This window comes from Altericroceibacterium endophyticum (assembly GCF_009827595.1).
Taxonomy (GTDB): Bacteria; Pseudomonadota; Alphaproteobacteria; order Sphingomonadales; family Sphingomonadaceae; genus Altericroceibacterium; species Altericroceibacterium endophyticum.
Genome location: NZ_WTYT01000002.1, coordinates 1 through 23661, shown reverse-complemented (window position 1 = coordinate 23661; position 23661 = coordinate 1). Strand labels below are relative to the sequence as shown.

20 protein-coding genes, 2 tRNA genes and 2 pseudogenes are annotated in these 23661 nt (G+C 58.6%); 13 read left to right on the top strand and 11 right to left on the bottom strand.

Annotation, left to right across the window (positions count from 1 at the left end; all coding sequences use genetic code 11):
• Window positions 1-45 precede the first annotated feature (45 nt).
• Window positions 46-165: pseudogene (locus tag GRI91_RS04150) on the top strand (glucose/galactose MFS transporter); the annotation flags it as partial.
• Window positions 166-237: 72 nt separating this feature from the next.
• On the top strand, window positions 238-1626 hold the full coding sequence (locus GRI91_RS04145) for a sulfatase family protein (RefSeq protein ID WP_160735398.1): 1389 nt from the start codon (window positions 238-240) through the stop codon (window positions 1624-1626).
• A 242-nt stretch (window positions 1627-1868) separates the two neighbouring features.
• On the opposite strand, the gene GRI91_RS04140 is transcribed toward GRI91_RS04145, so the two are convergent.
• The 3 genes from GRI91_RS04140 to GRI91_RS04130 form a co-directional block, all read right to left on the bottom strand.
• Window positions 1869-1944, bottom strand: a tRNA-Thr gene (locus tag GRI91_RS04140).
• 72 nt (window positions 1945-2016) lie between these two features.
• The gene (locus GRI91_RS04135; RefSeq protein ID WP_337190312.1) at window positions 2017-2904 is read right to left on the bottom strand and encodes a hypothetical protein; all 888 of its coding nucleotides are present in this window, start codon (window positions 2902-2904) and stop codon (window positions 2017-2019) included.
• Window positions 2897-4219 (bottom strand): replication-associated recombination protein A, encoded by a 1323-nt coding sequence (locus GRI91_RS04130; protein ID WP_160735397.1) that lies wholly within the window; start codon window positions 4217-4219, stop codon window positions 2897-2899. Before GRI91_RS04130 ends, GRI91_RS04135 begins: the two co-directional genes overlap by 8 nt.
• A 70-nt stretch (window positions 4220-4289) precedes the next feature.
• On the opposite strand from GRI91_RS04130, the gene GRI91_RS04125 reads away from it, so the two are divergent.
• Complete coding sequence (locus GRI91_RS04125; protein WP_160735396.1) at window positions 4290-4727, top strand: hypothetical protein; 438 nt, start codon at window positions 4290-4292, stop codon at window positions 4725-4727.
• 5 nt (window positions 4728-4732) lie between these two features.
• On the opposite strand, the gene GRI91_RS04120 is transcribed toward GRI91_RS04125, so the two are convergent.
• On the bottom strand, window positions 4733-5884 hold the full coding sequence (locus tag GRI91_RS04120; RefSeq protein WP_160735395.1) for a glycosyltransferase family 4 protein: 1152 nt from the start codon (window positions 5882-5884) through the stop codon (window positions 4733-4735).
• Window positions 5885-6129: 245 nt separating this feature from the next.
• On the opposite strand from GRI91_RS04120, the gene budC reads away from it, so the two are divergent.
• The 3 genes from budC (at window position 6130) to GRI91_RS04105 (ending at window position 9016) form a co-directional block, all read left to right on the top strand.
• Window positions 6130-6903, top strand: coding sequence for a meso-2,3-butanediol dehydrogenase (gene budC, locus GRI91_RS04115; protein ID WP_160735394.1), 774 nt, complete (start codon window positions 6130-6132; stop codon window positions 6901-6903).
• 169 nt (window positions 6904-7072) lie between these two features.
• The gene (locus GRI91_RS04110) at window positions 7073-8287 is read left to right on the top strand and encodes a potassium/proton antiporter (RefSeq protein ID WP_160735393.1); all 1215 of its coding nucleotides are present in this window, start codon (window positions 7073-7075) and stop codon (window positions 8285-8287) included.
• Window positions 8288-8311: 24 nt separating this feature from the next.
• Entirely contained in the window at window positions 8312-9016 is a 705-nt protein-coding gene (locus GRI91_RS04105; RefSeq protein ID WP_160735392.1) for a DUF4336 domain-containing protein, read from the top strand.
• Window positions 9017-9054: 38 nt separating this feature from the next.
• Here the strand turns inward: GRI91_RS04105 and putP are convergent, their stop codons facing one another.
• On the bottom strand, window positions 9055-10530 hold the full coding sequence (gene putP / locus GRI91_RS04100; RefSeq protein ID WP_160735391.1) for a sodium/proline symporter PutP: 1476 nt from the start codon (window positions 10528-10530) through the stop codon (window positions 9055-9057).
• A 269-nt stretch (window positions 10531-10799) separates the two neighbouring features.
• Here putP and GRI91_RS04095 point away from each other — a divergent pair, with 269 nt between their 5' ends.
• Window positions 10800-11192, top strand: a complete 393-nt coding sequence (locus GRI91_RS04095; RefSeq protein WP_160735390.1) for a VOC family protein — start codon at window positions 10800-10802, stop codon at window positions 11190-11192.
• Window positions 11193-11253: 61 nt separating this feature from the next.
• Here the strand turns inward: GRI91_RS04095 and typA are convergent, their stop codons facing one another.
• Window positions 11254-13074 (bottom strand): translational GTPase TypA, encoded by a 1821-nt coding sequence (typA, locus tag GRI91_RS04090; protein ID WP_160735389.1) that lies wholly within the window; start codon window positions 13072-13074, stop codon window positions 11254-11256.
• Between the two features lie 302 nt (window positions 13075-13376).
• On the opposite strand from typA, the gene GRI91_RS04085 reads away from it, so the two are divergent.
• Both GRI91_RS04085 and GRI91_RS04080 read left to right on the top strand, forming a co-directional pair.
• Entirely contained in the window at window positions 13377-16097 is a 2721-nt protein-coding gene (locus GRI91_RS04085) for a TonB-dependent receptor (RefSeq protein ID WP_237437656.1), read from the top strand.
• Window positions 16098-16183: 86 nt separating this feature from the next.
• A complete protein-coding gene (locus tag GRI91_RS04080; RefSeq protein ID WP_202385460.1) occupies window positions 16184-16615 on the top strand; it encodes a DUF805 domain-containing protein in 432 nt (143 codons plus the stop codon).
• Window positions 16616-16619: 4 nt separating this feature from the next.
• Here GRI91_RS04080 and GRI91_RS04075 read toward each other — a convergent pair whose 3' ends face one another.
• The gene (locus GRI91_RS04075; RefSeq protein WP_160735388.1) at window positions 16620-19139 is read right to left on the bottom strand and encodes an ABC transporter permease; all 2520 of its coding nucleotides are present in this window, start codon (window positions 19137-19139) and stop codon (window positions 16620-16622) included.
• Window positions 19136-19858, bottom strand: a complete 723-nt coding sequence (locus GRI91_RS04070; RefSeq protein WP_160735387.1) for an ATP-binding cassette domain-containing protein — start codon at window positions 19856-19858, stop codon at window positions 19136-19138. The genes GRI91_RS04075 and GRI91_RS04070 overlap by 4 nt, the downstream gene beginning before the upstream one ends.
• Window positions 19859-19886: 28 nt before the next feature.
• Between GRI91_RS04070 and GRI91_RS04065 the strand changes: the two genes are divergently transcribed.
• Window positions 19887-20615 (top strand): arylesterase, encoded by a 729-nt coding sequence (locus GRI91_RS04065; protein WP_237437655.1) that lies wholly within the window; start codon window positions 19887-19889, stop codon window positions 20613-20615.
• On the opposite strand, the gene recF is transcribed toward GRI91_RS04065, so the two are convergent.
• Window positions 20616-21704: a DNA replication/repair protein RecF gene (gene recF, locus GRI91_RS04060; RefSeq protein WP_160735386.1), complete on the bottom strand. Its 1089-nt coding sequence runs from the start codon at window positions 21702-21704 to the stop codon at window positions 20616-20618. It abuts the gene before it with no gap.
• A 243-nt stretch (window positions 21705-21947) separates the two neighbouring features.
• Between recF and GRI91_RS16225 the strand changes: the two genes are divergently transcribed.
• A complete protein-coding gene (locus tag GRI91_RS16225) occupies window positions 21948-22079 on the top strand; it encodes a hypothetical protein (protein WP_272917831.1) in 132 nt (43 codons plus the stop codon).
• Window positions 22076-22288, top strand: a complete 213-nt coding sequence (locus tag GRI91_RS04055) for a PspC domain-containing protein (protein ID WP_160735385.1) — start codon at window positions 22076-22078, stop codon at window positions 22286-22288. Before GRI91_RS16225 ends, GRI91_RS04055 begins: the two co-directional genes overlap by 4 nt.
• A gap of 16 nt (window positions 22289-22304) precedes the next feature.
• On the opposite strand, the gene GRI91_RS04050 is transcribed toward GRI91_RS04055, so the two are convergent.
• Window positions 22305-23042 (bottom strand): queuosine precursor transporter, encoded by a 738-nt coding sequence (locus GRI91_RS04050; protein ID WP_160735384.1) that lies wholly within the window; start codon window positions 23040-23042, stop codon window positions 22305-22307.
• Window positions 23043-23100: 58 nt separating this feature from the next.
• Between GRI91_RS04050 and GRI91_RS04045 the strand changes: the two genes are divergently transcribed.
• Window positions 23101-23177: transfer RNA gene (locus GRI91_RS04045), tRNA-Arg, on the top strand.
• Window positions 23178-23313: 136 nt separating this feature from the next.
• On the opposite strand, the pseudogene GRI91_RS16375 reads toward GRI91_RS04045, so the two are convergent.
• Window positions 23314-23406: pseudogene (locus tag GRI91_RS16375) on the bottom strand (hypothetical protein); the annotation flags it as partial.
• Window positions 23407-23661 lie beyond the last annotated feature (255 nt).

Below are 23661 nucleotides of genomic sequence, written 5' to 3'. Positions count from 1 at the left end.
CCGACATTTCAGCCAGTACTGATCCCAAGCCCAAGTCTGCTGCTGATGCTGGCTGGCTGTCTCCTGTTCATCCCGGCCTCGCAGACAGCGATCTATGGGATCTTCCTCTTTGCACTTTTCGTGCTCGCAAGCGGCGTGACGGTGGTGCAGGTGGTCGCCAATCCGCCGCTCACCGGTGCTCTGGTGGATATGACGGGCAGCGTGAATGAACACTCCGTAAGCGAATAGGAGGAATATATGGATCGTCGGCAAATTCTTGCAGGTCTCGCGAGTGGAGCATCGCTTTCGCTGCTCCCCTCTATCGCTTCGGCGTCAAATCGGCCGGGACGCAAACCCAACTTCATCGTCATCTATTGCGACGATCTTGGGTATGGCGATGTCGGAGCCTTCGGTGGGCGGACGATCAAAACCCCGCATCTCGACCGGCTGGCCCGGCAGGGTATGAAGCTGACGGATTACTATGCGCCAGCCAATCTTTGCACGCCTTCGCGCGCTGGATTTATGACCGGCCGTTATCCTATCCGTACCGGGCTTGCTCGCGGTGTTATCATGGCGGATGAAGCAAGGGGGCTACCGCTATCGGAAGTGACGATCGCCGAGGCGCTTAAGCCCGAATATGCTACGGCGCTGATTGGCAAATGGCACCTCGGGCATAAAGGCCCTTCGTGGCCGCCCACTAAGCACGGCTTCGATCTGTTTTACGGCATTCCTTACAGCCACGATATGCTGCCGCTCAGCCTTTATGAAGGTCGCGGCGAGGATGTTCATGAAGTGCCATTTGAATATCCGCAATTGCAGCAGATGTTCTGGAACAGAGCGGAGACATTTCTGGAGGACAATGCAAGCCGTCCGTTCTTCCTCGATCTGGCCCTGAGCGCACCCCATCTGCCTAATTATCCGATCCCATCCCTGGCCGGCACATCGGCTGCCGGATCATATGGCGATGTGGTTGAGGAAATTGATCAGATCGTGGGCAGGCTGATCGACAAGCTCGACCGGTTGGGTATTGCGGAGGATACGATGCTGATCTTCACCTCCGACAACGGCCCCTGGTTCGAAGGGTCTGCCGGTGGATTGCGTGATCGGAAAGGGGGAGGCGCATACGATGGCGGCTACCGCGTTCCCTGTATCGTACGGCAACCGGGAACCGTTCCCAGCGGGGTTTCGACCAATGCCATCACCATGGGTATCGACTTTCTGCCAACCTTCTGCGCGATGGCGGGCAAGCAGTTACCCCGAGATACAATCCTCGATGGCAAGGATATCAGCGCCGTCCTGACCCGCGCAGCGCCTTCCCCGCATCAAGAACTGGTGCTTTTTGACAATGAAGAAGTCGTGGGCATACGCACCCAGCGCTGGAAATATGTGATTGCCGATTACTACCGTACCTTCAAATTTTCTGTTGAAGATCGGGGATATCCGCAGCTTTACGACATGACCGATCCGGATATGAGCGAAAGCTACAGCGTCGCATCGCTTCATAAAGATGCTCTCGCGATGATGAAGGCAAGGCTTGAAACCGCCAGAACTACCTTTGAACCTCTGAAAAGCTCGCCGGGAAGCGATATCTTTCTTCGCCCAGGAGAGAGACCGCCCAGTCACAAACCGGCTATCTGGCAAGATTGAGCATGGAGAATAGCCGTATCAAAGCGTGCAGGCGCCATGCGAAGATCTGTCTATAAGAGCGAATCTCGGTCAGCATTGGTGAACGCAAGTTGGTGGGGCATTGCCCACCAGCACCTGTAATATTTGATACCGGTCGGATACAGGCAATTTTGATTCCCACATAGTCCTCCATAGCGTGGTTGCTATGTGGTTGCTGCGTAATCCTGGGAGTTCGCATGTCGCGCGTAAGTTTTTGAGAAAAGTGGTGCCGGCAGCAGGAGTCGAACCCGCGACCCCCTGATTACAAATCAGGTGCTCTACCAGCTGAGCTATACCGGCACGCGCGCACCCCATGCGATAGAGTGAGCCAAAGGTCCAGCCCCCTTATCACGAATTATGTGTTTTTAATCGTCAGGCGACGCCGAATGTCCATCCTTCGGTCTGCGCAATAGCCGGTGTCATGCCGGATGGCTGCCATAGCGCGGCGCGCGCGGCATTGTTGCGCAGCCATGCCGCCGTGATCATGGCATCGGCCTGATGATCGTCGATTGCTGGGTGAGAATCAGGCGCTATCGGTGTGCAGCCCAATGTCGTCAGCGCTGCGCCGAGTTCCGCCGATGTGCGGATCTTCGATCGACCGGCGCGGCGTCCTGCGGCCATGGCGGCGATGGTCGTGTAAATTTCCACCAGCACTGATCCTGATGCGGGCACCGGGTCCATAGGCCAGACGGGCACTTTACCGCCAAGCCGGTGGAGCAAGCGCATACCGGTGAGGCTGCTTTTGCCGACCTGCGCCGCGCCGACCAGATTGAAATTGCTATAGGGACTGCATCCCTGTTCGCGCTGCTTCAGTTCCGTCTGGCGAAACCGGCCCTTACCCGTGGTTTCGGCGCCAACGCGGAAATGCGCGCCTTCGCGTCCACCATGGCGGCGGAAATAGCGGCTGGCGGCTGGATGATCGACAAAGGTGTTGGCTCCCAGATGCGGGTCGTCCGCGCAGATAGTGTCGATCAGCGCCCATAATTCATGCGCGGATGCCGGGCTTTGGGACCAACCGGGAAAGAACGCCCCGCAATCCGCGAAAGGCAGCGACTGGCCCAGATCCATCCCGACCAGCGTATTGGCGGGCATGGCGTCACGGATCCATTCCAGCACTTCGGAGCGGGACCATATCTGGCCGGGACGCACGAGCTGCGGTGCCTGTGTCCCGGTGCTGCAGAGGGCGACAGCGATGCCGCGTTGGGTCTTTCCTGCGGCGCCGGACCAGTCGATCGCCGCGAAATGGGTAAATCTAGCCACGCTCTGTCCGCAGCCGGTTCCAATAGGCGATTCGCTCTCTCACCTTGCGTTCGAAGCCGCGTTCGACCGGGTCATAGAACAATTGGGGTTCCATTTCCTCGGGCCAGTAATTGTCGCCTGAGAAGCCTTCTGCAGCATCATGGTCATAGGTGTAACCTGATCCATAGCCGATCTCTTTCATCAGCTTGGTCGGGGCGTTCAGGATGTTTTGCGGTGGCATGAGCGATCCCGTCTCGCGGGCGCTTTTCCATGCGGCCTTATGCGCCTTGTACGCTGCATTCGATTTGGGCGCGGTGGCGACGTACAGGCATGCTTGCGATATCGCCAGTTCTCCTTCGGGCGAGCCCAGGAATTGATAGGCTTCTTTCGCGGCGAGGCATTGTTGCAGCGCATTGGGATCGGCCAGACCGATATCCTCCACCGCCATGCGCACCAATCGCCGAAGAACGAAAAGCGGTTCTTCCCCCGCCACCAGCATCCGCGCAAGGTAATAGAGCGCAGCTTGCGGATCGGACCCCCGCACGGCTTTGTGCAGGGCAGAGATCAGATTGTAATGCCCCTCGCGGTCCTTGTCGTAGATCGCCATGCGGCGCTGCAGGAAATCACTCAGCTGGCCGGGTTCCAGTGGCTCGGTCAGATTGGAGGCATAAAGGGTTTCCGCCTGATTGAGCAGGAAACGGCCATCGCCATCGGCGGAGGCTATCAGGGCCTCGCGTGCCTCCTGCGTCAGGGGCAGCGGGCGTTCTTCCAACTCTTCGGCGCGGTCCAGCAATTGCCCCAGCGCGGTGGCATCCAGCCGATGCAGAATCAGCACTTGTGCGCGGCTGAGCAAGGCGGCGTTGAGTTCGAAACTGGGATTTTCGGTGGTTGCCCCCACCAATGTCACCGTGCCTTGTTCGACAAAGGGCAGAAAGCCGTCTTGCTGGGCGCGGTTAAAGCGGTGAATCTCGTCAACGAATAGCAGCGTCCGCTGGCCTGCGGACTGGAACTTCTCCGCTTCGGCAAAGGCCTTTTTCAGATCGGCAACGCCGGAAAAAACGGCGCTGATCGCGGTGAAACGCATGCCCACTGCTGCGGCGAGCAGGCGCGCAATGCTGGTTTTTCCGGTACCAGGCGGTCCCCATAAAATCATGGAGGACAGGCGCCCGGCGCCCACCATACGGCCGATCGCACCTTCCGGCCCCGTCAGATGGTCCTGCCCGATAATGTCGCCCAGATCCCGGGGACGCAATTTGTCCGCCAGCGGAGCATCCTCACGCACAGGCTGCGTGTCTTCGGAAGGGGAGGTGGGGGCGGTGCCGAAAAGATCATCCATGATACGGCCCTACATAGGGAACGCGATCAATATTTGCCATTCTTGTGCTTTCGGAGCATCCTTTGCCGCGATGACGCAACAGCAAAACGCACCCTGGCATTTGTGGGTAGTGGGCATAGTCTCGCTGCTCTGGAATGTGGTCGGGGCCTATGATTACTGGATCACCCGGGTGGGCAGTCAGCGCTATCTGCAAATAGCCGGAGTCAGCCGGTTGGAACTGATATGGTTGGCCAATATGCCGTGGTGGGTTGATGTTGCCTGGGCTTGCGGTGTGTGGGGATCGATAGCCGGCTCGCTCTTGCTGCTGTTGCGGCGCAAGCTGGCGGCGACCGCTTTTCTGCTGGCCGTGCTGGGCATGCTTGCCACCAATTTCTACCGCATGACCAGCGATGCGCCGCCTTCCATGACCGGGACTGCCGCTGATATTATCAGCCTGGTCTTGATACTGATTGCCGGGGCATTGACCTGGTATGCCGTCCGAATGCGCCGCGCAGCTGTTTTGCGTTAGGACGATTAATCGCCCCGCCGTCGATCAATCACGCGCATATAGGTATCGGCCACGCATTGATTGATGCGGTCCCATGAAAATTCAAGGCTGCGCTGCTCACCTGCGCTGCCATGGGTGTGGCGGCGCTCCGGGTTGGCGATATAGTCTGCCAGAGCTTCCGCGAAGCCATCAATGTTGCCGGGTTCTACCAATTGGCCCGTGCGGTTATGCGCAACCAGATTTTCGCTGCCTGTGGCGCGGGCTGCCACCACCGGCACACGGCATGCCATGGCCTCAAGTGTGACATTGCCGAAGGTCTCGGTGATCGAGGGATTGAACAGCATATCCATGGACGCCACTGCGCGCCCCAGATCGGCACCTTGCTGAAATCCTGCAAAGCTCGCATGCGGCACCCGTTGACGGAACCAGTCATCTGCGGGGCCTTCGCCGATGACCAGCACTTTGCAGGCAATTCCGCGGCGTTTCAGTACGTCCAGCGCGTCAGCGAAAACGTCCAGACCCTTTTCCATCACCAATCGCCCGAGGAAGCCGATAGCGACATCATCATCCGCAATGCCAAGGCTTCTGCGCCAGGCCAGATCGCGCTGATCAGGGTTGAATATTTCGCGATCGACCCCGCGCGACCAAATGCCGATATCGCTGTTCATCCTCTGCTGCCTCAGCACATCGGCCATACTTTCCGACGGTGCGACCAATGCGTCGCAGCGACGATAGAAACGCCGAAGCATGGCTTCGAGAATGGGTTCGAGAAACGCCATATTGTAATAGCGAGGATAGGTTTCAAACCGCGTATGCACCGATGCCAGCACCGGGATCTGACGAATGCGCGCCCAGGTGACGGCCCGATGCGACGCGATATCAGGCGATGCGACATGCACCACATTGGGCGCAAATTGCTTCAGATCGTCCTTAACTCTGCGCGACAGCGCCAAGGGCACACGATATTCGCTGCGGCCGGGGAAGGGCAGATTGGGCACACCCACCAGATCGCCTGTCGGCTCAAAAGCGGGTTCGGTCACCTTGGGAGAATAGACGCGCACAGCCGCGCCCTGTCTCAACAGATAATCAACCAGCCTGTTCAGCGCCTGATTGGCGCCGTCACGGACATAATTGTAGTTGCCGCTGACAAGGGCAATGCGAAGATCTGCGGTATTCATCGGCAGAGCATTAGGTGAGCGTTGCGTAAATGGCGAGGGGGCAGAATGCATTTCCTGTGAAGCGGGTGCTCTTTCTCAGACAGGCTGAATATCGTGCCATTGCAGCGATGCTTCTGACTGCCTGACATGCGTGATGTGAGCGTTTTTATGCCTTTCCGCCAGTGGCTTTACCGCAAGAAAGTCTCACCTTGTGGAACCTTTGGAGGGGGGTGGGGCGTTGCGCCATCAGACCAAAGGGAATTGTAATGCATCGCTTCGCCAACAAGACTGTCATCGTTACCGGATCATCCAGCGGAATTGGTGAGGGCATCGCCCGCCGTTTTGCGGATGAAGGGGCCAATGTGGTCCTCAATAGCCGCAGCCGCGAAGATTGTGAGAAGGTGGCAGCGGATCTCGATCCGGAGTGCACACTGATCGTCGAAGGCGATGTGTCAGAGCGCGGATTTGCCAAGACGATCATTGCCAAGACGGTGGAGCGATTTGGCGCGCTGGATATTCTGTGCTCAAACGCCGGGATCGCGCAATCGGGCGCTTTTTCGGAAACGGAAGATGACGATATCGATCAGGTGCTGAGTGTGAACGTCAAAGGCATGCTCTATATGTGCCGCGATGCGTATCCTGAATTGAAGAAGACCAAGGGCTGCATTGTCGCGACCTCCAGCGTTTCGGGCACAGGCGGTGATTATAATCAGGCGCTTTATACTGTTTCCAAGGGCGCAGTGACGCAAATGGTGCGCTCGTTGGCGCTTGAATGGGGCGAGTGTGGAATCCGCGTCAATGCGGTCAATCCCACTTTTACACGCAGCGATCTGACCAAGGGTATCGAGGAAAAGCCGCAATTGATGAAGGCGTTCAATCGCCGCCGTGCGCTCAAGCGTCCCGCTGAACCCGCAGATATCGCTGGCGCTGTTACCTTTCTGGCCTCTGATGACGCGGATTATATCACCGGCATCAATATGCCCGTCGATGGCGGGATCAGCGCGTCGAATGGTCAGCCGGATTTTCGCAAATACGACTAAATTGATGCGCAGATCCTCTCCGCTGGCGTGACTTGCCAGGTGAGACCCTGCGAGAGATAGAAGGCTGAGACAGGCCCGCCACTCGCTTTGAAGCTTAAAAAGCCTCGAAAGGCCGGGTAGTTACCAAGCTTCGCTTGCTTTCCGGTGGTGTTTGTAGATCCTCAGCGGCGTGCATTATTATTCCATTGAAATAGTCTTTTTGGCCAGTGGCGTATTGCTGGCGTTGACGGTTTTTGCCGGCACCATCTCCAGTCGTTTCGGTCTGCCGTCGATCCTGGGCTTCCTCTTTCTGGGGATGCTGGCTGGGTCTGATGGCCCGGGCGGCATTGCGTTTGACGATTATTCGCTGGCGCAAGGCGTGAGCGTGGCCTGCCTTATCTTCATACTCTTTTCCGGCGGGTTGGACACGAAGTGGCGCAAGGTGCGCGGTCAGGCTCCCGCTGCGATGGCTCTCGCCACGGTTGGTGTGATGATCAGCGCGGGAATAATGACGGTCACATCCATGGTGATCCTTGATTTTACCCCCCTGCAGGGGTTCCTGCTCGGGTCAGTGATTGCCTCGACCGACGCTGCGGCGGTGTTCGCGGTGCTCCGTTCGCTCAATATTCCGCTTCGGCCAAAGGTTCAGAACGTGATTGAGCTGGAAAGCGGATCGAACGACCCGATGGCGGTTTTTCTGGTTGGCGCTGCACTTATGCTGATTGCCAATCCGGGTGACTCGCCGAGGATGCTCTTGCCGGAATTCGGTGTGCAGATGGTGGTCGGGGCACTGTCCGGGCTTATTATCGGTTTTGTGCTTCCTGCATTGCTGAAGCGCATTCCCCTGCAGGTGCGAGGTCTCGCATTGGTGGTCTCTGTCGCCGCAGCACTGACCAGCTATGGTCTGGCGGGTGTGCTTGGCGGGAACGGATTCCTCGCCGCCTATATCGCAGGCATCGTTGCGGCGACGCGCGAATATCCAGCCAAACCCACCGTAACCATTTTTCAGGAAGGAATTGCCTGGCTGGCGCAGGTGGCCATGTTCCTAACGCTTGGTCTGCTGGTTTTTCCGTCGCAATTGCCGGAAGTCATCCTCTCCGGCTTCGGGCTGACCCTGGTGCTCATGCTGATCGCGCGGCCGGTCAGCGTCTTTATCGCTCTGGCGCCTTTCCGGGCGCTTGGCTGGCGAGAGAAGCTGTTCATTTCGTGGGCCGGTCTGCGCGGCGCGGTCCCCATCGTGCTGGCGACATTCCCGATCGTGGCCGGAGTGCCGAGCGCGCAGACTATTTTCAACGTCGTGTTTTTCGTGGTGCTCGTCTCGAGCGCGGTTCAGGGACCGACATTGAAATGGCTTGCCAGAAAGACTGCGGTTCTGGAATTGGATGACCAGACAAAGCCCAGCTGATCTGCTGTCTCAAGAGGAGCTTTCATGACCGAGCTAACTGCAATAGCCCCCGACATCTGGTTGGTGGAAGGGGACTGCGTGTCGTTTTACGGCTTCCCCTATCCCACCCGTTCGGTGGTCGTGCGGCTTGCGGATGGCGGGCTGTGGTTCTGGTCACCCTTGAAATTCGACGCGCAATTGAAAGCCGCGCTGGATGAACTTGGCGAAGTGCGCCATCTGGTTAGCCCCAACAAGTTACACCATCTGTTCATGGGTGACTGGCAGCGCCGCTACCCACAGGCGCACACATGGGGGCCGCAATCTACGATCGACAAGCGCAGTGATATCACTTTTGATCGCCCGGCCTTGTCAGAGCCGGCGCCGGAGGAATGGGCGAAGGAGATCGAACAGGTCTGGATTCACGGATCGCCCTTTATGGATGAAGTGCTGTTCTTCCATAAAGCGTCGCGGACGCTGATCATGGCCGATTTCTCGGAGAATTTTAGCAAAACATTCCTGAAGCGCCACTGGCCATTCTGGGCGCGGCCGATCGCGTCTCTCTGGAAGATCGTGGAAGGTTTTGGCTATGCCCCGCTCGAATGGCGCCTGTCTTTCCGCGACAAATCGTTGCTGCGTGAGGCAAAGGCGCGGCTGCTTGCAGCCGATCCGGAGAATGTCGTGATGGCGCATGGCGTGTGGCAAAAAGGAAAAGGGCGCGCTTTTCTGGAGCGCGCCCTTGCATGGATCTGACATATTTGCGGGGAGGGGCGGGCCCCTCTTCGCAGAGTTTAGTGGACCAGCGCCTCGTGATCGATGTCTGGCGGCGTGCCGATCAGGCTGATGCCGATCGTGGCGATGCAGGATGCGATGAAACCCGGAATGATTTCGTAAATTCCGGTGCTTTCATTCAATCCGGTCGCGATCCAGAGGATCACCACCACCGCGCCGGTGATAAGCCCGGCCAGTGCGCCTGACCCGGTCATCTTGCGCCAGGTGAGCGAGAACAGGATCAGCGGACCGAAGGCGGCACCAAAGCCTGCCCAGGCATTGGAAACGAGGCTGAGCACTTCGCTGTCCGGGTCGCGCGCCATGTAGATTGCGGCGAGCGAGACCAGCAACACGCAGAGCCGGCCGACATTCACCATCTCGGTCTCGCTGGCGTTCTTACGCAGGAAAAGACGGTAGAAATCTTCGGTCAGGGAACTGGAGGAAACCAGTAGCTGTGAACTGATCGTGCTCATGATCGCGGCGAGCAGGGCGGCGAGCAGGAAGCCGGTGATCAGCGGATGAAACAGGAAATGCGCCAGCTGGATGAAGATCGTTTCCGGATCATCCATCGGCAGATTGTTCATTTCCATATAAGCGCGCCCGGCAATGCCCACGCCCAATGCGCCAATCAGGGACACGAACATCCAGCTCATCCCGATGTTACGCGCGGTCTTGGTCGCCTTCACATCACGTACCGCCATGAAGCGGACGATAATATGCGGCTGGCCGAAATAGCCCAGACCCCAGGCCATGGCCGAGATAAATCCGATCACGCCAAGCCCACTGAACAGGCTCAGGAAATTGGGATCGATGGCCGTCAGAGTGCTTTGGACAGCAGCCGGGCCGCCTTCATCGAAAAGGACGACGACTGGCATCATCACCAGTGCGACCACCATGATGCAGCCCTGTACGAAATCGGTGAGGCTGACAGCGAGGAAGCCGCCGACCATCGTATAGGCCAGCACGACACCGGCGGTCAGCCAGATACCGGTCATGTAATCGCTCATCCCCGTATCACCGAACAGGCCGGCAAAGCTGGTGACGAACAATTTGCCACCGCCGACCAGACCGGCGGAGGTGTAGACGGTGAAGAAAACGACGACGATGATGGCCGAGACAACACGCAATGGAATGGCCTTGTCCGGGAAGCGGTTGGCCAGAAATTGCGGAATGGTCAGCGAATTGCCGAGCTCTTCGGTCTGATGTCGCAGGCGCGGGGCAACGATGATCCAGTTTGCCAAGGCGCCGAGGAAAAGCCCTATCCCAATCCATGCTTCGACGAGGCCGGTGGCGTATAGCGCACCGGGCAGTCCCAGCAGCAACCAGCCCGACATGTCGGAAGCGCCAGCAGACAGGGCCGCAACTGCGGGATGAAGATTACGTCCGCCAAGCAAATAGCCTTCGCTTGAATCGGTTGACTTCTTCCACGAGTAGAGCCCGATCCCGATCATCAGGATGAAATAGAGAGCGAGTGAAATCAGTGTGCCTGTTTGCATGCCGCGCAGCATAGGGACCGAAGGCAACTTGTCACCCTCGGATCGGTGATGTATTTGCTATTTTGTTGGTAAGATCCCGTCCTGTGCAAATCTCGGATCTGCAAGGAACGGTTTTCTGGCAGTTTTCATATATCTACGCGAATATCGTAGCGGGCATTCCTTGCCGCCCGCGCGAATTGCCCCGGCGCGGGAACGCTTTGGCGCGGCCCTTGCTCCCTCTTGGATCGGACCCCTATGGCAGGGACAACAATGGATAGAGGAAAACGATAATGACCATGCCCCGGCTGCGTGTTGCGCGCCCCAGTGATGATATCGCCGCGCTGCTGCCCTTTTACAGGGACGGTTTGGGGTTGGAGGTGATCGGCCAGTTTGCCGGGCATGGTGATTTTTCTGGCGTGATGCTGGGCCGAAAGGACGCACCCTATCATTTCGAATTCACCCAGGCAGCCGGTCATGCCGCGGGACGCGCGCCGACACAGGATAATCTGCTGATATTCTATCTGCCCGAGCCCGCACGTTGGCAGGCGGCCGTGGACCGGATGGAGCAGGCTGGCTTCATGCCAGTGCCATCGTTCAATCCCTATTGGGATAAAGCGGGACGGACCTATGAAGATCCGGATGGCTACCGCGTCGTTTTGCAGCAGGGCGATTGGCCCGGCTGAGGTTTATCTCATAATCTGTTGCTGGCGGCGGATCAGCCCGCCGCCAGCAATTATAAGTAGATTAATTGCCGCCTTTGCGACGGGCTTTCTTACGCTCATTCGGGTCGAGAATGGCCTTGCGCAGACGGATGCTCTGCGGCGTTACTTCGACCATTTCATCGTCATCGATATAGGCGATCGCCTGTTCCAGCGTCATCACCTTAGGTGGCGTGAGGCGGACGGCGTCATCCTTGCCGGTGGAACGGAAGTTGGTGAGCTGCTTGCTCTTCATCGGGTTGACTTCGAGATCGTCCGGCTTGGCGTTTTCGCCTATAATCATGCCTTCATAGATCTTTTCCTGCTGCTTGATGAACAGGATGCCGCGATCTTCCAGCGAATTGAGTGCGTAGCCGACCGATTCGCCGGTGCAATTGGAGATCAGCACGCCATTCGCACGGCCTTCGATCGAACCCTTATGCACGTCATATTTTTCGAACAGACGGTTCATGATGCCCGTTCCGCGCGTGTCGGACAGGAATTCGCCATGATAGCCGATCAGGCCGCGGCTCGGGGCGGAGAAGGTGATGCGTGTCTTGCCGAGGCCGGAAGGGCGCATTTCGGTGAGTTCACCTTTGCGGCGCTGCATCTTTTCGACAACAGTGCCCGAATATTCATCGTCCACATCGATGACGACCGTTTCATACGGTTCCATCTTCTGGCCGTCGATTTCCTGGAACAGCACGCGCGGGCGGCTGATGCCCAGCTCAAAGCCTTCGCGGCGCATGGTTTCGATCAGCACGCCGAGCTGGAGTTCGCCGCGGCCAGCCACTTCGAAACTATCCTTATCGGCGCTTTCCGTAATCCGGATGGCGACGTTGCTTTCCGCTTCGCGTGCCAGACGGTCGCGAATCATGCGGCTGGTCACCTTGTCGCCTTCACGGCCCGCCAGCGGGCTGTCATTCACGGCAAAGCGCATAGCCAGCGTTGGCGGATCGATCGGCTGTGCAGCAATCGGTTCGCTAACCGACGGATCACAGATCGTGTCGGAAACAGTCGCCTTTTCAAGACCGGCCAGAGCGATGATGTCACCAGCCTTGGCGCTTTCCACCGGCACGCGGTCGAGACCTTGGAAGGCCAGCAGCTTGGTAGCCCGGCCGACTTCCACCACTTTGCCTTCGGCGCTGAGGGCGTGGATCGGATCGTTCATGTTGATCGTGCCGGACTGGACGCGGCCGGTCAGCACACGGCCCATGAAATTGTCGCGGTCAAGCAGCGTCGCAAGGAAGCTGAACGGGCCGGTTTCGTCGAGACCGGGAGGCGAAACGTGGCTGACGATCTTTTCGAACATCGGCGTCAGCGTGCCTTCGCGGGCATCCTGATCTTCGCTGGCATAGCCATTACGGCCAGAGGCGTAGAGCACCGGAAATTCAAGCTGTTCGTCATTGGCGTCGAGGCTGACGAAGAGATCGAACACTTCGTCGAGCACTTCCTGCGGACGGCCATCGGGACGGTCGATCTTGTTGACGACCACAATAGGCTTCAGCCCGAGGCCAAGCGCCTTGCCGGTGACGAATTTGGTCTGCGGCATGGCGCCTTCGGCACTGTCTACCAGCAGAATAACGCCATCGACCATCGACAGGATACGTTCCACTTCGGCGCCGAAGTCGGCGTGGCCCGGGGTGTCGACGATGTTGATATGGATATCGTTCCATACGATCGAGGTCGGCTTCGCCAGAATGGTGATGCCGCGCTCTTTTTCGAGATCGTTCGAATCCATCGCGCGTTCTTCAACGCGCTGATTGTCGCGGAACGTGCCGGATTGACGGAAGAGCTGGTCGACGAGCGTGGTCTTGCCGTGATCGACGTGAGCGATAATCGCGATATTGCGCTGGTTCGCGGACATTGGATTGTGGCTTTCGATTTAAAAGGGGCGGGCGGCATTTATGCTGCGCCCGCGAAACGCGCCGCCCTTATACGAAGCTGATCGTTGCTGCAATCAGCAAGTTCAACTTAACGGGCGGGTTGGGATTCGGCTGTAGCTTGTATCATACCATATCCACAAGGAGCATTAACGAATGTTTACCAATCAGCCATGCTGAATATTGCGTTTACGGGCCGATATTCTACGGATTGGCGGCAAGGTGTGCCGACTGCCAGGATCACAATAAAATAAGGCAGTCTGCGAGAAACATGAAGGAGGAACCTTTGCAGGTACCGATTAAGATTGCCGGCGCCTCGCGCAGCTTGTTGATGAGTGCTGTTTCTCTGGCAGCTGTGGCCTTACCGCAGGCAGGATTTGCGCAGGATCAGGGCGAGGAAGAAGAACTCGCAATGCCAGCAGATGAATATGCTGAAATGGCGATGCCGGCTGATGACTGGGCGCCTGAGGACAGCGCACTGCTAGCCAATGAAATTCTGGTAACTGCAACGAAGCGCGAACAGACTCTGCAGGATGTGCCGGTGGCTGTGACCGTCATTTCCTCCGATGTTTTGCGGCGAGACCATATTCGCGATCTGAATGATCTGCAGATGGTCGTGCCATCGCTGACAGTCAGTCAGAAACAAAGTGTCGGCAATGTGAACTTTTTCATCCGAGGCTTTGGTAATGGCGCGAATAATGTGGGGATCGAGCCGTCTGTCGGCGTCTTCGTCGATAATGTCTATCGTTCGCGCTCTGCAGCCCAGATCACGGATTTGCCGGAAGTAAAACGCATCGAAGTGTTGCGCGGGCCGCAATCAACGCTGTTCGGTAAGAACGCGTCTGCCGGTGTTATCTCGATCACGACGGAAAAGCCGCAATTCGACTTTTCGGGCAATGCCGAATTCACTTATGGCAATTTCGATCAGAAGGTCGGCCGGGCTTATGTGACCGGTGGTCTGTCTGACACGGTGGCGGCCAGTATCTCGGGTGGGATCAACAAACGCGACGGATTTTACAAGGATGCCGGCACTGGCAACCGAACGCATGAACGTGATCGCTGGTTCGTGCGCGGGCAGATGCTGTTTCAGCCGCAGAACAATCTGAGTGTCCGTCTGATCGGCGATTATGACAAGATCGACGAGAATTGCTGCACTGCCATGAATATCAGCTCCGGACCGGCAACGGCCGCTTTGCGCGCGATTGGCGGACGGGTGAATGATGAGGATGATCAGTTCAGCGGCACGACGTACAACAATTATGATTCGATCAACGACATCGAGAATTACGGCGTTTCGGCGCAGGTCGATTATAATCTTGGCCCGCTCACGCTGACATCAATCAGTGCCTATCGCGGTACGCGGCTGTTCAATGAACAGGATTCCGATTTCACCAGCGCAGATCTTGTCTATCCCAATACGCAGGATCTGGCGATTGATACATTCACCCAGGAATTCCGCGCCACGGCGAGTTTTGCGGATGTGTTCTCGCTCCTGCTGGGCGCATTTTATATCAATGAAGATATCGATCAGACCGGCGGCCTGAAAATCGGCAGCGATTTTCGCGATTATGCCAATATTCTGATCACGCAACAAAGTGGCGGTGCACTGAGCGTGGCCGGTCTGGAACAAACTTTCGGCGCCCTTGATGGCACCGATTATACCGGCCAGTTTTTCGGCGGCGGCCAGGGGCTGGATGAAGACTATAGTCTGGATAGCGAGGCGTTCTCCCTGTTCGGTCAGCTTGATGTCCAGGTCGCAGATGGCCTGACCCTCACTCTGGGCGGCAATTACACATCGGATAAGAAGAAATATGCGATCGATGTTCAGACGAGCGGCGTATTTTCGTCGATCGATCTGGATGCGGCGCAATATGCCGGATTCCGCCAGCAATTGTTGCTGGCTGGTGCGTTGCAACAGGCGGGCGTGGACCCAACTGACAGCGCTGCCGTTGCGGCTTTCGCCTCTGATCCGGCAACCGCGCCTGTATTCCAGCAATTGCAGTCCTATGCGGCAGGAAATGCCAATAATCCCGCAGCCAACCCGCTCGGCTCGCTGCGGGGGCTACAGTTCTTTCCGCCGTTCCTGAATGTGCCCAATGCGGTGGAAGACGGGAAAACATCGGACAATAATTTCTCTTACACCGTCCGGCTGGCTTATGACGTTTCGCCCACGGTCAATGTCTATGCCAGCTATGCCACCGGCTTTAAGGCAAGCTCCATCAATTTGTCGCGGGACAGCCGTCCGTCTCCCAGCGACCGCCAGGCGTTGCAGGATGCTGGTCTTAACCTGACCAATCTGACGTTCGGGGGGCGCTATGCCGATCCTGAAAAATCGCGCGTGCTGGAGCTAGGGCTGAAAGCATCGTCTGATCTTGCATCGGTCAATCTGGCGGTGTTCCACCAACAGATTAAGGACTTCCAGTCCAATATCTTCACCGGGGCGGGCTTTGCTCTGCGCAACGCGGGTAAGCAGAGCACCTATGGGGCGGAGCTGGAAAGTGTGATCACGCCGGTTGAACCGTTGCTGCTCAGCTTCGGCGTGACCTGGCTCGATCCGAAATATGACAGTTTCATCGATTCTGCCGCAGGTGATATCAGCGGCACGACCCCGGCCGGCATTCCGGAATGGACCCTGGTGATGGGCGCGCAATATGAAATGGCAGTTGGTTCAGGCGCGCTGATTCCGAGCGTCTCCTTTCTTTATCAGTCGAAAACACAGGTGGAAGACAGTCTTCCGCGGCTGGCCATACGTGATGCGGATGGCACAGTTATTGACGGTACGCCGGCAACTGAAGGCGCAAAACCCTTCACGCGTGAGACGCAGGATCTGACCGCTTCGCTGGCTTATGAGCTGGATAACGGCCTCTCCTTCTCCGTGTGGGGACGTAACCTGCTCGACAAGCAGTATTATGCGACCGTGTTTGATTCTGTGGCTCAACCGGGCGGCGTTTCGGCCTATCCCACTGATCCGCGCACCTATGGCGGCACGATCCGTTATAGATGGTGACAAGTTCTGACCGGAGAGGATCAGGTCTTGTCCTTGCCTCTCCGGACTGCTTGCAAAGGCAAATCAGATGGAAAAGGACTGAAATCATGGAATGGATGTTGCTGCCGCTCAAACGCTATGCTGATTTCAGCGGGCGCTCGCGGCGCAAAGAATACTGGATGTTCGCACTTCTCAACGTATTGGTAATCCTGGCAGGGATCCTTATTGGATTGTTGCTGAGCGGGGGAAGCGCTGATTATGCGAGCATGTCTGGCGGCTGGATGATTGCCGCAGCATTGCTTGGCATTTGGTTTTTGGCGATTTTCATACCAAGTCTGGCCGTAACAGTTCGCCGGCTGCATGACCGGGATCTGTCTGGCTGGTGGTATCTCGGCATGGTCGTGGCGTCTGCTATTCCCTTCGTTGGCTTTATTGCATCGATCGCCTTTATAGTGGTGACGCTGCTTCCCGGGACGGACGGGCCCAACCGTTTTGGCCCCGATCCCAAGAATCCGGCACAGGCGGATGTTTTCGCCTGATGCTCTAAAGATCGCGTAGCGCCCGCGCCGGGCGCACGCGTAACAGGGGCAGGGTGGCGCCGAGTGCGAAGGTCAGGACCAACGCAGCGCCGCCGCCCAGCACCATTAAGATACGCGGCCAATCGGGCAGCCAGTCAAAATCGAACAATTGGGTTATCACCGCCCAGGCGAGCGCCGTACCGACCAGCAGCGCCACGGCGGATAGCAGCAGCGTCAGCACGCCATATTCGATAATCTGCATGGTCAGAAGCTGTCTGCGGCTCGCGCCCAGAACCCGCAAAATGACGGTGTCATACAGCCGCGCGGCGCGCGATGCGGCCAGCGCCCCCAGCAGCACGGCGATCCCGGCCAATACCGCAACCGACGCGGCGGCCAAGACGGCCACGCTGACCTGATCCAGGATGACCCGCGCTTCTTCTAATATCGGACCAATTTCGATCACGGAGCTGGAGGGGAATGCCTCCACGAGATTACGCAGCAGCGGACCTTGCGGCTCTTTATCGCCGAAATCCACCGTTGCGGCCAGATTATGCGGTGCATCGGCCAGCATATTAGGGCTGAACACCAGAACATAATTGAAGCCCAGAGAATCCCAGTCGATCCGCCGGAAATTGGCGACTCTGGCCTCTCGCTCAACTCCCAGCAGACCAATGGTCAGGCGGTCGCCAATCTGCAGGCCGATCGCCTCGGCCAGATCCTCGTCCACGGAAACCAGCGGCGGTCCATCATAATCGCGGGGCCACCATTCTCCGCGCACCACGCTATTTCCCTCGGGCACATCGCTGGCATAGGTCAGGCCGCGTTCTCCCCGCAAAGCCCATGCGCCATCAGGCAATTCGTCCAGATCGCTGACCCGGGTCATATCATCGTCCGGCCCGTAAGCGAGGATCGCTCCGCGTAGGGTCGGGACTGTGCGAATAGTCGCCTCCGGCGCGGATTGGCGGACGATACTCTCAAATTTGTCGGTCTCGCCGCGCGGAATGTCGAGCACGAAATAATCCGGTGCCCGTTCGGGGACGGAGCGGGCAATATTGGCATCGAGACTTGTCTGCACGCCGGCCAGCAGGGTAAAGGCGGAAAGGCCAAAGCCCAGGGCGGTGACAAGCGCGGCAGTGGCTGCGCCGGGGCGGTGGAGATTGGCAAGGCCCGCGCGCCAGAGCGGATTGCGCGGCGGTGTTATCCGCGCCGCAAGCTTCCGAATACCAAGGCCGAGCAGCGCCAGCAGGCCGAGCAGCACTGCGGAACCGAGCAGAAAACCGCCACTGAGCAGTGGCTGGTCGGAGCCGATAACAGCCAGCGCGACTATTCCGATGAGCGCCGCGACAACCGGAAGGCCGGCCAGCTTCCAATCGCCCGCCAGCGGGGCCACGCGGGCGCGCATCAGAGCCATGGCCGGGATGCGGCGCGCCCGCGCCAGCGGCGGTGCGGCGAAAGCCACCGCCACCAGCGCGCCAAAGGCGGCCGCACGCAGGAGGGCAACCGGATCAAATACAAGGCCGCCTTGCACCGGCAGCAGGCTGGACAATGCCCGCGCGAAAAGCGGTGTTACACCAAAGCCCGCGGCCATTCCGGCCACTGCGCCAATCGCCGCCGCAACGGATAATTGCAGTCCGTAAATTCGGGTTATGTCACCACTGGTCGCGCCAAGGATTTTCAACGTGGCAATCGAATTGCGCTTGGCATCGAGATAGGAGGCGACGCCTCCACCAATGCCAATTCCGGCAATCACCAGAGCGGAGAGGCCGACCAGAATGAGAAATTCACCCATTCGCGAGACGAAACGATCCGCGCCGGGGGAGGCGCGAGCGGCGGTGCGAATGTCAAAGCCAGCGTCGGGGAAGCGCTGTTCAATGGCCTGCTGAACTGCGTCAGCGTCCCGCGCGCCATCAAAGGCGATGCGGGTCTTGCTTTCATAGAGCGCGCCGGGGGCGGTCAATCCTGCCTTTTCCGGCATGTCACGCGGGACAATCACGCTTGCGCCCAGCGTGAATCCTTCGCTCAAACGGTCTGGTTCTTCACCAATAATGCCAGCAATAGTCAGCGTTTGACTGCCGACACGAAAGGTGTCGCCCGTGTTCAGGCTGAGCCTTTCGGCCACGCTGTCGGCCACCCACGCCGTTCCGGGAGCGGGAGCGCCGGCGCTGCGGCCATCGGCCAATGTGAATTTTCCGTATAGCGGCCAGTTTTGTGCGACCGCCTTCAGCTCCACCGGCGCGGCATTCTGATCGGTGCGGGCCATCGCCTGCAATCTCAATCCGGGGGAAAGCGTGCCATATTGGTCAAGAAAGGCTGTTTCATCGTCGGTAAGCGGCCTCTGCCAGACTTCCACTTCCAGATCGCCGCCCAGAATGGCGCGGCCCTGGCTCGACAATTCGCCGGAAATGGCAGAGGTCAGAGAGCCGATCGCGGCCAATGCGCCGACCCCCAGAAAGAGGCAGATCAGCAGCAGGCGCAGCCCGCGGAAGCGGCCATGCAGATCGCGCCGCGCTATCCGCCAGCAGCTTTTCCAGCTCAGGGTGTTCATGCCCCTTCCACAGACCCGTCAGCCGGATTGCCAGCCCCGTCGTCACTCGCGGCGATTAGACCGTCCTGCATGGTCACCACCCGGTCACAGCGTGCAGCCAGCGCAGGATCATGAGTGATGATCAGCAAGGTTGCCCCTGTTTCCGCGCGGCGGGCGAAGAGCAGATCCATGATCTCCTCCCCCGTAACGCCATCCAGATTGCCGGTCGGTTCATCGGCGAAGAGCAATGTCGGACGCGGCGCGATGGCACGGGCGAGCGCTACCCGCTGCTGTTCTCCGCCAGAAAGCTGGCTGGGATAATGCGTGAGGCGGTGACCAAGCCCGACAGCCTGCAATTCCGTTTCGGCCCGTTGCTGTGCGTCGGCCATTCCGGCCAGTTCCATGGGGGTGGCGACATTTTCCAGCGCCGTCATGGTGGGCAGAAGGTGGAACGCCTGCAGCACAATGCCGATCCGTCCGCGCCGGGCCATGGCCAGCGCATCTTCGTCCAGCCGGGCAAAGTCTGCTCCGGCAACCATGATATCGCCCGACGTTGCGCGTTCGAGCCCGGAGAGGACCGCCATCAGCGAGCTTTTGCCGGAACCTGATGTGCCCAGCAGGGCGACGATTTCGCCTTCCTCGATCGCCAGATCCACGCCATGGAGTATCTCGACCGGTCCGGTCGCTCCGTCGAAGGAAAGCCGCAAATTGCGGGCTTCAATAGCAAGAGGCTTTTTCACAGCCAAGCGATCGCATAGGGATAGCGGTATGAGCAAGCGAACAAACCGCGCAATGCGCCTTTTTATATCTCTTAGTATCAGTCTTTCAGCGGTTTTTGCGCTGGCTGCCTGTTCAGATGAGCCCACTACACCGACGGCGGCGGCCAGCACATCACCGCAGGATATCGATGTTGAACAGCCAGTTATGGGGCCGGAGCGACATATTCTGGCGTTTGGTGACAGTCTCTTCGCCGGCTATGGAGTCGATCCCGAGGAGAGCTATCCCGCCAGACTGGAAAGGGCTCTCCGCGCTAAGGGCGTGAATGCCCGTATTACCAATGCAGGCGTATCGGGTGACACCAGCGCCGCAGGCGCGCAGCGGATCGCATTCGTGCTGTCGGGGCAGGATGTGGCACCTGACTTGGCAATTGTGGAACTGGGCGGGAATGATCTGCTGCGCGGAATAGACCCTGATCAGACACGGAAAAACCTCTCCGCCATTCTCAGCGAATTGCAGCAGCGCGATATCCCGGTTCTCTTGATGGGAATGCGCGCGCCGCCCAATCTGGGGGAGGATTATCGCCAGCGTTTCGACGCGCTTTATCCCGATCTGGCAAAGCAATTTGGCGTGGATCTGGTCCCGTTTTTCCTTGAGGGGGTCTATGATCACCCCGAATTGATTCAGGATGATCGGGTGCATCCGACGGCAGAGGGCATTGAAACTCTGGTTGCGGCAACCGAAGGTGACGTCAGGCAGGCTTTGCCAGAGCGGCCCTGATCAGCTCAGCCGTTCGAGCAGGCCGCCATCCACCCGCCAGATCGCGGCCTCGCTTCTGATTTCTTCGAAGGGGGCGCCCTCGGTTCCGGTTAGCCACACCTGCGCCCCACCATCGCGCAAACGCTCAAACAAGGCTGCGCGGCGAATGGGGTCGAGATGAGCGGCCACTTCATCCAGCAATAACAGGCCCGGACGCCCACCTGCGGCCAGCGCCGAATGGGCGAGCGTTACCGCGATCAGCATCGCCTTTTGCTCTCCGGTGGAACATTGCGCAGCGGGTACGCCCTTACCAGCCATGGTTACTTCCAGCTCGTCCCGATGGGGCCCGCTCAGCGTTCGCTGTGCCGCCCGGTCGCGGCGGCGATGCTGTGCCAGATCACGGGCCAGCTCCATCCGCTCCACCGGCCCACCGGGGAGATAGGTCAAGGCAGGGCGGGCAAAGGGCTGATCCGGCAGCCGGGCCAGTTCACCATTCAGCTTTTCAATCAGTGAGGCACGGCCCAGCGCGAGATCGGACCCATGTTCAGCCAATTGTGCTTCGATCGCATCCAGCCATTGCGGTTCGGGCGCGCGATCATCAGAGATCAATCGATTGCGTTCACGCAAGGCGGCTTCATAGCGGGCCGCACTGCGCGCGTGGGCAGGAAAGAGGGCCACGGTCATCCGGTCCATATAGCGCCGTCTCGTACCCGCGCTGTCAGTGAAGATCCGGTCCATCGCCGGTGTCAGCCAGCCCATGGCCAGCCACTCGCCAAGGCTGACCGCACTGGTTTCTGCCCCATTGACCTGAACCAGTCGGCGGCCGGGCTTTTCGGGCAAAGTGCCGGTGCCAAGCTGGACCGGCTCATCACCGCTGACCTGTTTCAGGCGTGCCGAGATGCCGAAATGCCCTGGCCCATTAATGGCCGCCATTTCCGCCAGATTGGCCCGGCGCAGGCCGCGCCCGGGGGCCAGCAGCGACAGAGCTTCCAGAATATTGGTTTTGCCCGCGCCATTTTCCCCCACCAGCAAGTTAAAGCTGGCGGTTTCGTCCAGCCGGCTTTCGCTGTGATTGCGGAAATGCGCGATGGTGATGCGGTCGAGCGACATGGGCTAAAGTCACCTATCGCAGCATCACAGGTGAAGCCAGACGCACATGAGATATTTGCGTGAAATGCCCGATCCAAATACTTGGTGTATTTTACCAATATTCGGCAAGGGGCATCGCGCTGCGTTCAGTATACCTTCATAAATATCGCTGAAATCCGCCATTTCGTAAAACTGGCACACCCTGTGCAAAGGAGGAAATATCGCTGCAATGGTGCAGCACAATGTAGCAACAGGGGAATTACCATGAGCAAGTTTTCAACCAGCATGACCAACGCTTTCGCCGGTGTCGCCGCCATTTCCATGACCGCATTCCTGCTGGTCGCCAGCTTCTCCACCAGCAGCGGTGCGATTGCAGCTGCCGGGATCGTGGCATGAACGATCTGAACAATAAACCAGCCGGAGTGCCAGCGCGCAAATTCCGGCTGGATAAGGACAATGGCAAGTTTCTTGGCGTATGTGCCGGCCTTGCCAGTTATTTCGGGATGGACCCGATGATCATGCGAATCGTCTTTGTGGCGGGAACGCTGATCGGTTTCGGCAGCCTCATCCTGGTCTACCTTCTGATTGCGCTGCTCGCCGATTGAGGCGGGCAGCCAGCCACTATTCCGACCGCGCGAAGGGGGAGAAATCGGTGTCACTGTCAAACACCTCAACCCCCTCCCGTGATTTCAGGAAATTGACCACTGCATAGGTCACCGGAGTCAGCAATATCTCCCAGGTGGTTTTGATCAGCCATTGCGACACCACAACCATCATCAACTGTTCGGGCGGCCATCCGGCAAGGCCATAAAAGGCCAGCGGATAGAAAATCAGACTATCCAGTCCCTGACCGATGATCGTGGACCCGATCGTGCGGCTCCACAATGCCTTGCCCTTCGTCCAGAGCTTCATTTTTGCCAGGACATAGGAATTGGCGAATTCGCCGGCCCAGAAAGCGGCGATGGAGGCGCCAACGATGCGCCAGCTATTCCCGAAGACGAATTCATAGGCTTCCTGTCCCGGCCAGCCTTGTGCCGGGGGCAGGGCCACCACAACCGCCGCCATGCAGGCCATGAAGAGCAGGGCGGCAAAGCCGGTCCAGATCACGCGCCGGGCATGGGCATAGCCATACACTTCGGTCAGTACATCGCCGATTATATAGCTGATCGGGAAGAACAGAACGCCGGCGCCAAAGGACCACTCCATGCCGCCTGGCAGGGTGACGTAGCTTGGCTTGGAGGCGCCGATGATGTTTGACAGCAAAAGAATTGCCACAAAGGCAGCCATCATCAGATCATAATAACGAAAATGGCGGCGCGCGCCGGTGCTTCCGGGCAAGGGGGCAGGGCTTCTGTTCATAAATGCGTGCTAACCCGATTTGCTCTCAGGGCAAAGCACGCTATGGGGCAAATCACATGCGCCCATAGCTCAGCTGGATAGAGCACGAGACTTCTAATCTTGAGGCCGCAGGTTCGAATCCTGCTGGGCGCACCATTCTCTTCGATGTTGGGCACCGGTAATGCGGCTGGCAGCCCACGCGGCCGAGCGCATGCTTTGTATGATCGAGCCAGCTCGATGGAAGATCGCGGAGACGTTCGGGTGTCAGCAGGCGCTGTTCCAAGGCGTCGAGAACTATATCGTCCAGTTTGCCCATCGATATCCGCCGGCCCCTACAGATACTTGTTCCGGCTCTGGCCCGGTTCGAGCAAGCGTAATATCTGTACTGGCCGCTTTTCTTGTCTTAGCGGAACGTCTGCTCTCGGTCGCAAGCAAGCCGAAGCGGACGTCGGCGTGAGCGGGCGAGACTCCGGCCCTTTTCCTGGCTTCCTCACTCTACGGCGGGCAATGTTAGCGCCATGTCCGCCGCCGCGCGGGCGATCAAGACGAGCCTGCTCTGCGGCAGCCGCTGTGCTGCACCGTTCAGGCACAGGCCCGCGACGGTCTCGCCGCGCAGGCGCAAGGGTATCGCCACGCAGTT

Coding starts and splice junctions, on each gene's coding strand:
- GRI91_RS04145 (WP_160735398.1), top strand. CDS start 238: ATGGATCGTCGGCAAATTCTTGCAGGTCTCGCGAGTGGAGCATCGCTT.
- GRI91_RS04130 (WP_160735397.1), bottom strand. CDS start 4,219: ATGGATGATCTTTTCGGCACCGCCCCCACCTCCCCTTCCGAAGACACG.
- GRI91_RS04125 (WP_160735396.1), top strand. CDS start 4,290: ATGACGCAACAGCAAAACGCACCCTGGCATTTGTGGGTAGTGGGCATA.
- GRI91_RS04120 (WP_160735395.1), bottom strand. CDS start 5,884: ATGAATACCGCAGATCTTCGCATTGCCCTTGTCAGCGGCAACTACAAT.
- budC (WP_160735394.1), top strand. CDS start 6,130: ATGCATCGCTTCGCCAACAAGACTGTCATCGTTACCGGATCATCCAGC.
- GRI91_RS04105 (WP_160735392.1), top strand. CDS start 8,312: ATGACCGAGCTAACTGCAATAGCCCCCGACATCTGGTTGGTGGAAGGG.
- putP (WP_160735391.1), bottom strand. CDS start 10,530: ATGCAAACAGGCACACTGATTTCACTCGCTCTCTATTTCATCCTGATG.
- GRI91_RS04095 (WP_160735390.1), top strand. CDS start 10,800: ATGACCATGCCCCGGCTGCGTGTTGCGCGCCCCAGTGATGATATCGCC.
- typA (WP_160735389.1), bottom strand. CDS start 13,074: ATGTCCGCGAACCAGCGCAATATCGCGATTATCGCTCACGTCGATCAC.
- GRI91_RS04080 (WP_202385460.1), top strand. CDS start 16,184: ATGGAATGGATGTTGCTGCCGCTCAAACGCTATGCTGATTTCAGCGGG.
- GRI91_RS04075 (WP_160735388.1), bottom strand. CDS start 19,139: ATGAACACCCTGAGCTGGAAAAGCTGCTGGCGGATAGCGCGGCGCGAT.
- GRI91_RS04065 (WP_237437655.1), top strand. CDS start 19,887: ATGAGCAAGCGAACAAACCGCGCAATGCGCCTTTTTATATCTCTTAGT.
- recF (WP_160735386.1), bottom strand. CDS start 21,704: ATGTCGCTCGACCGCATCACCATCGCGCATTTCCGCAATCACAGCGAA.
- GRI91_RS16225 (WP_272917831.1), top strand. CDS start 21,948: ATGAGCAAGTTTTCAACCAGCATGACCAACGCTTTCGCCGGTGTCGCC.
- GRI91_RS04055 (WP_160735385.1), top strand. CDS start 22,076: ATGAACGATCTGAACAATAAACCAGCCGGAGTGCCAGCGCGCAAATTC.
- GRI91_RS04050 (WP_160735384.1), bottom strand. CDS start 23,042: ATGAACAGAAGCCCTGCCCCCTTGCCCGGAAGCACCGGCGCGCGCCGC.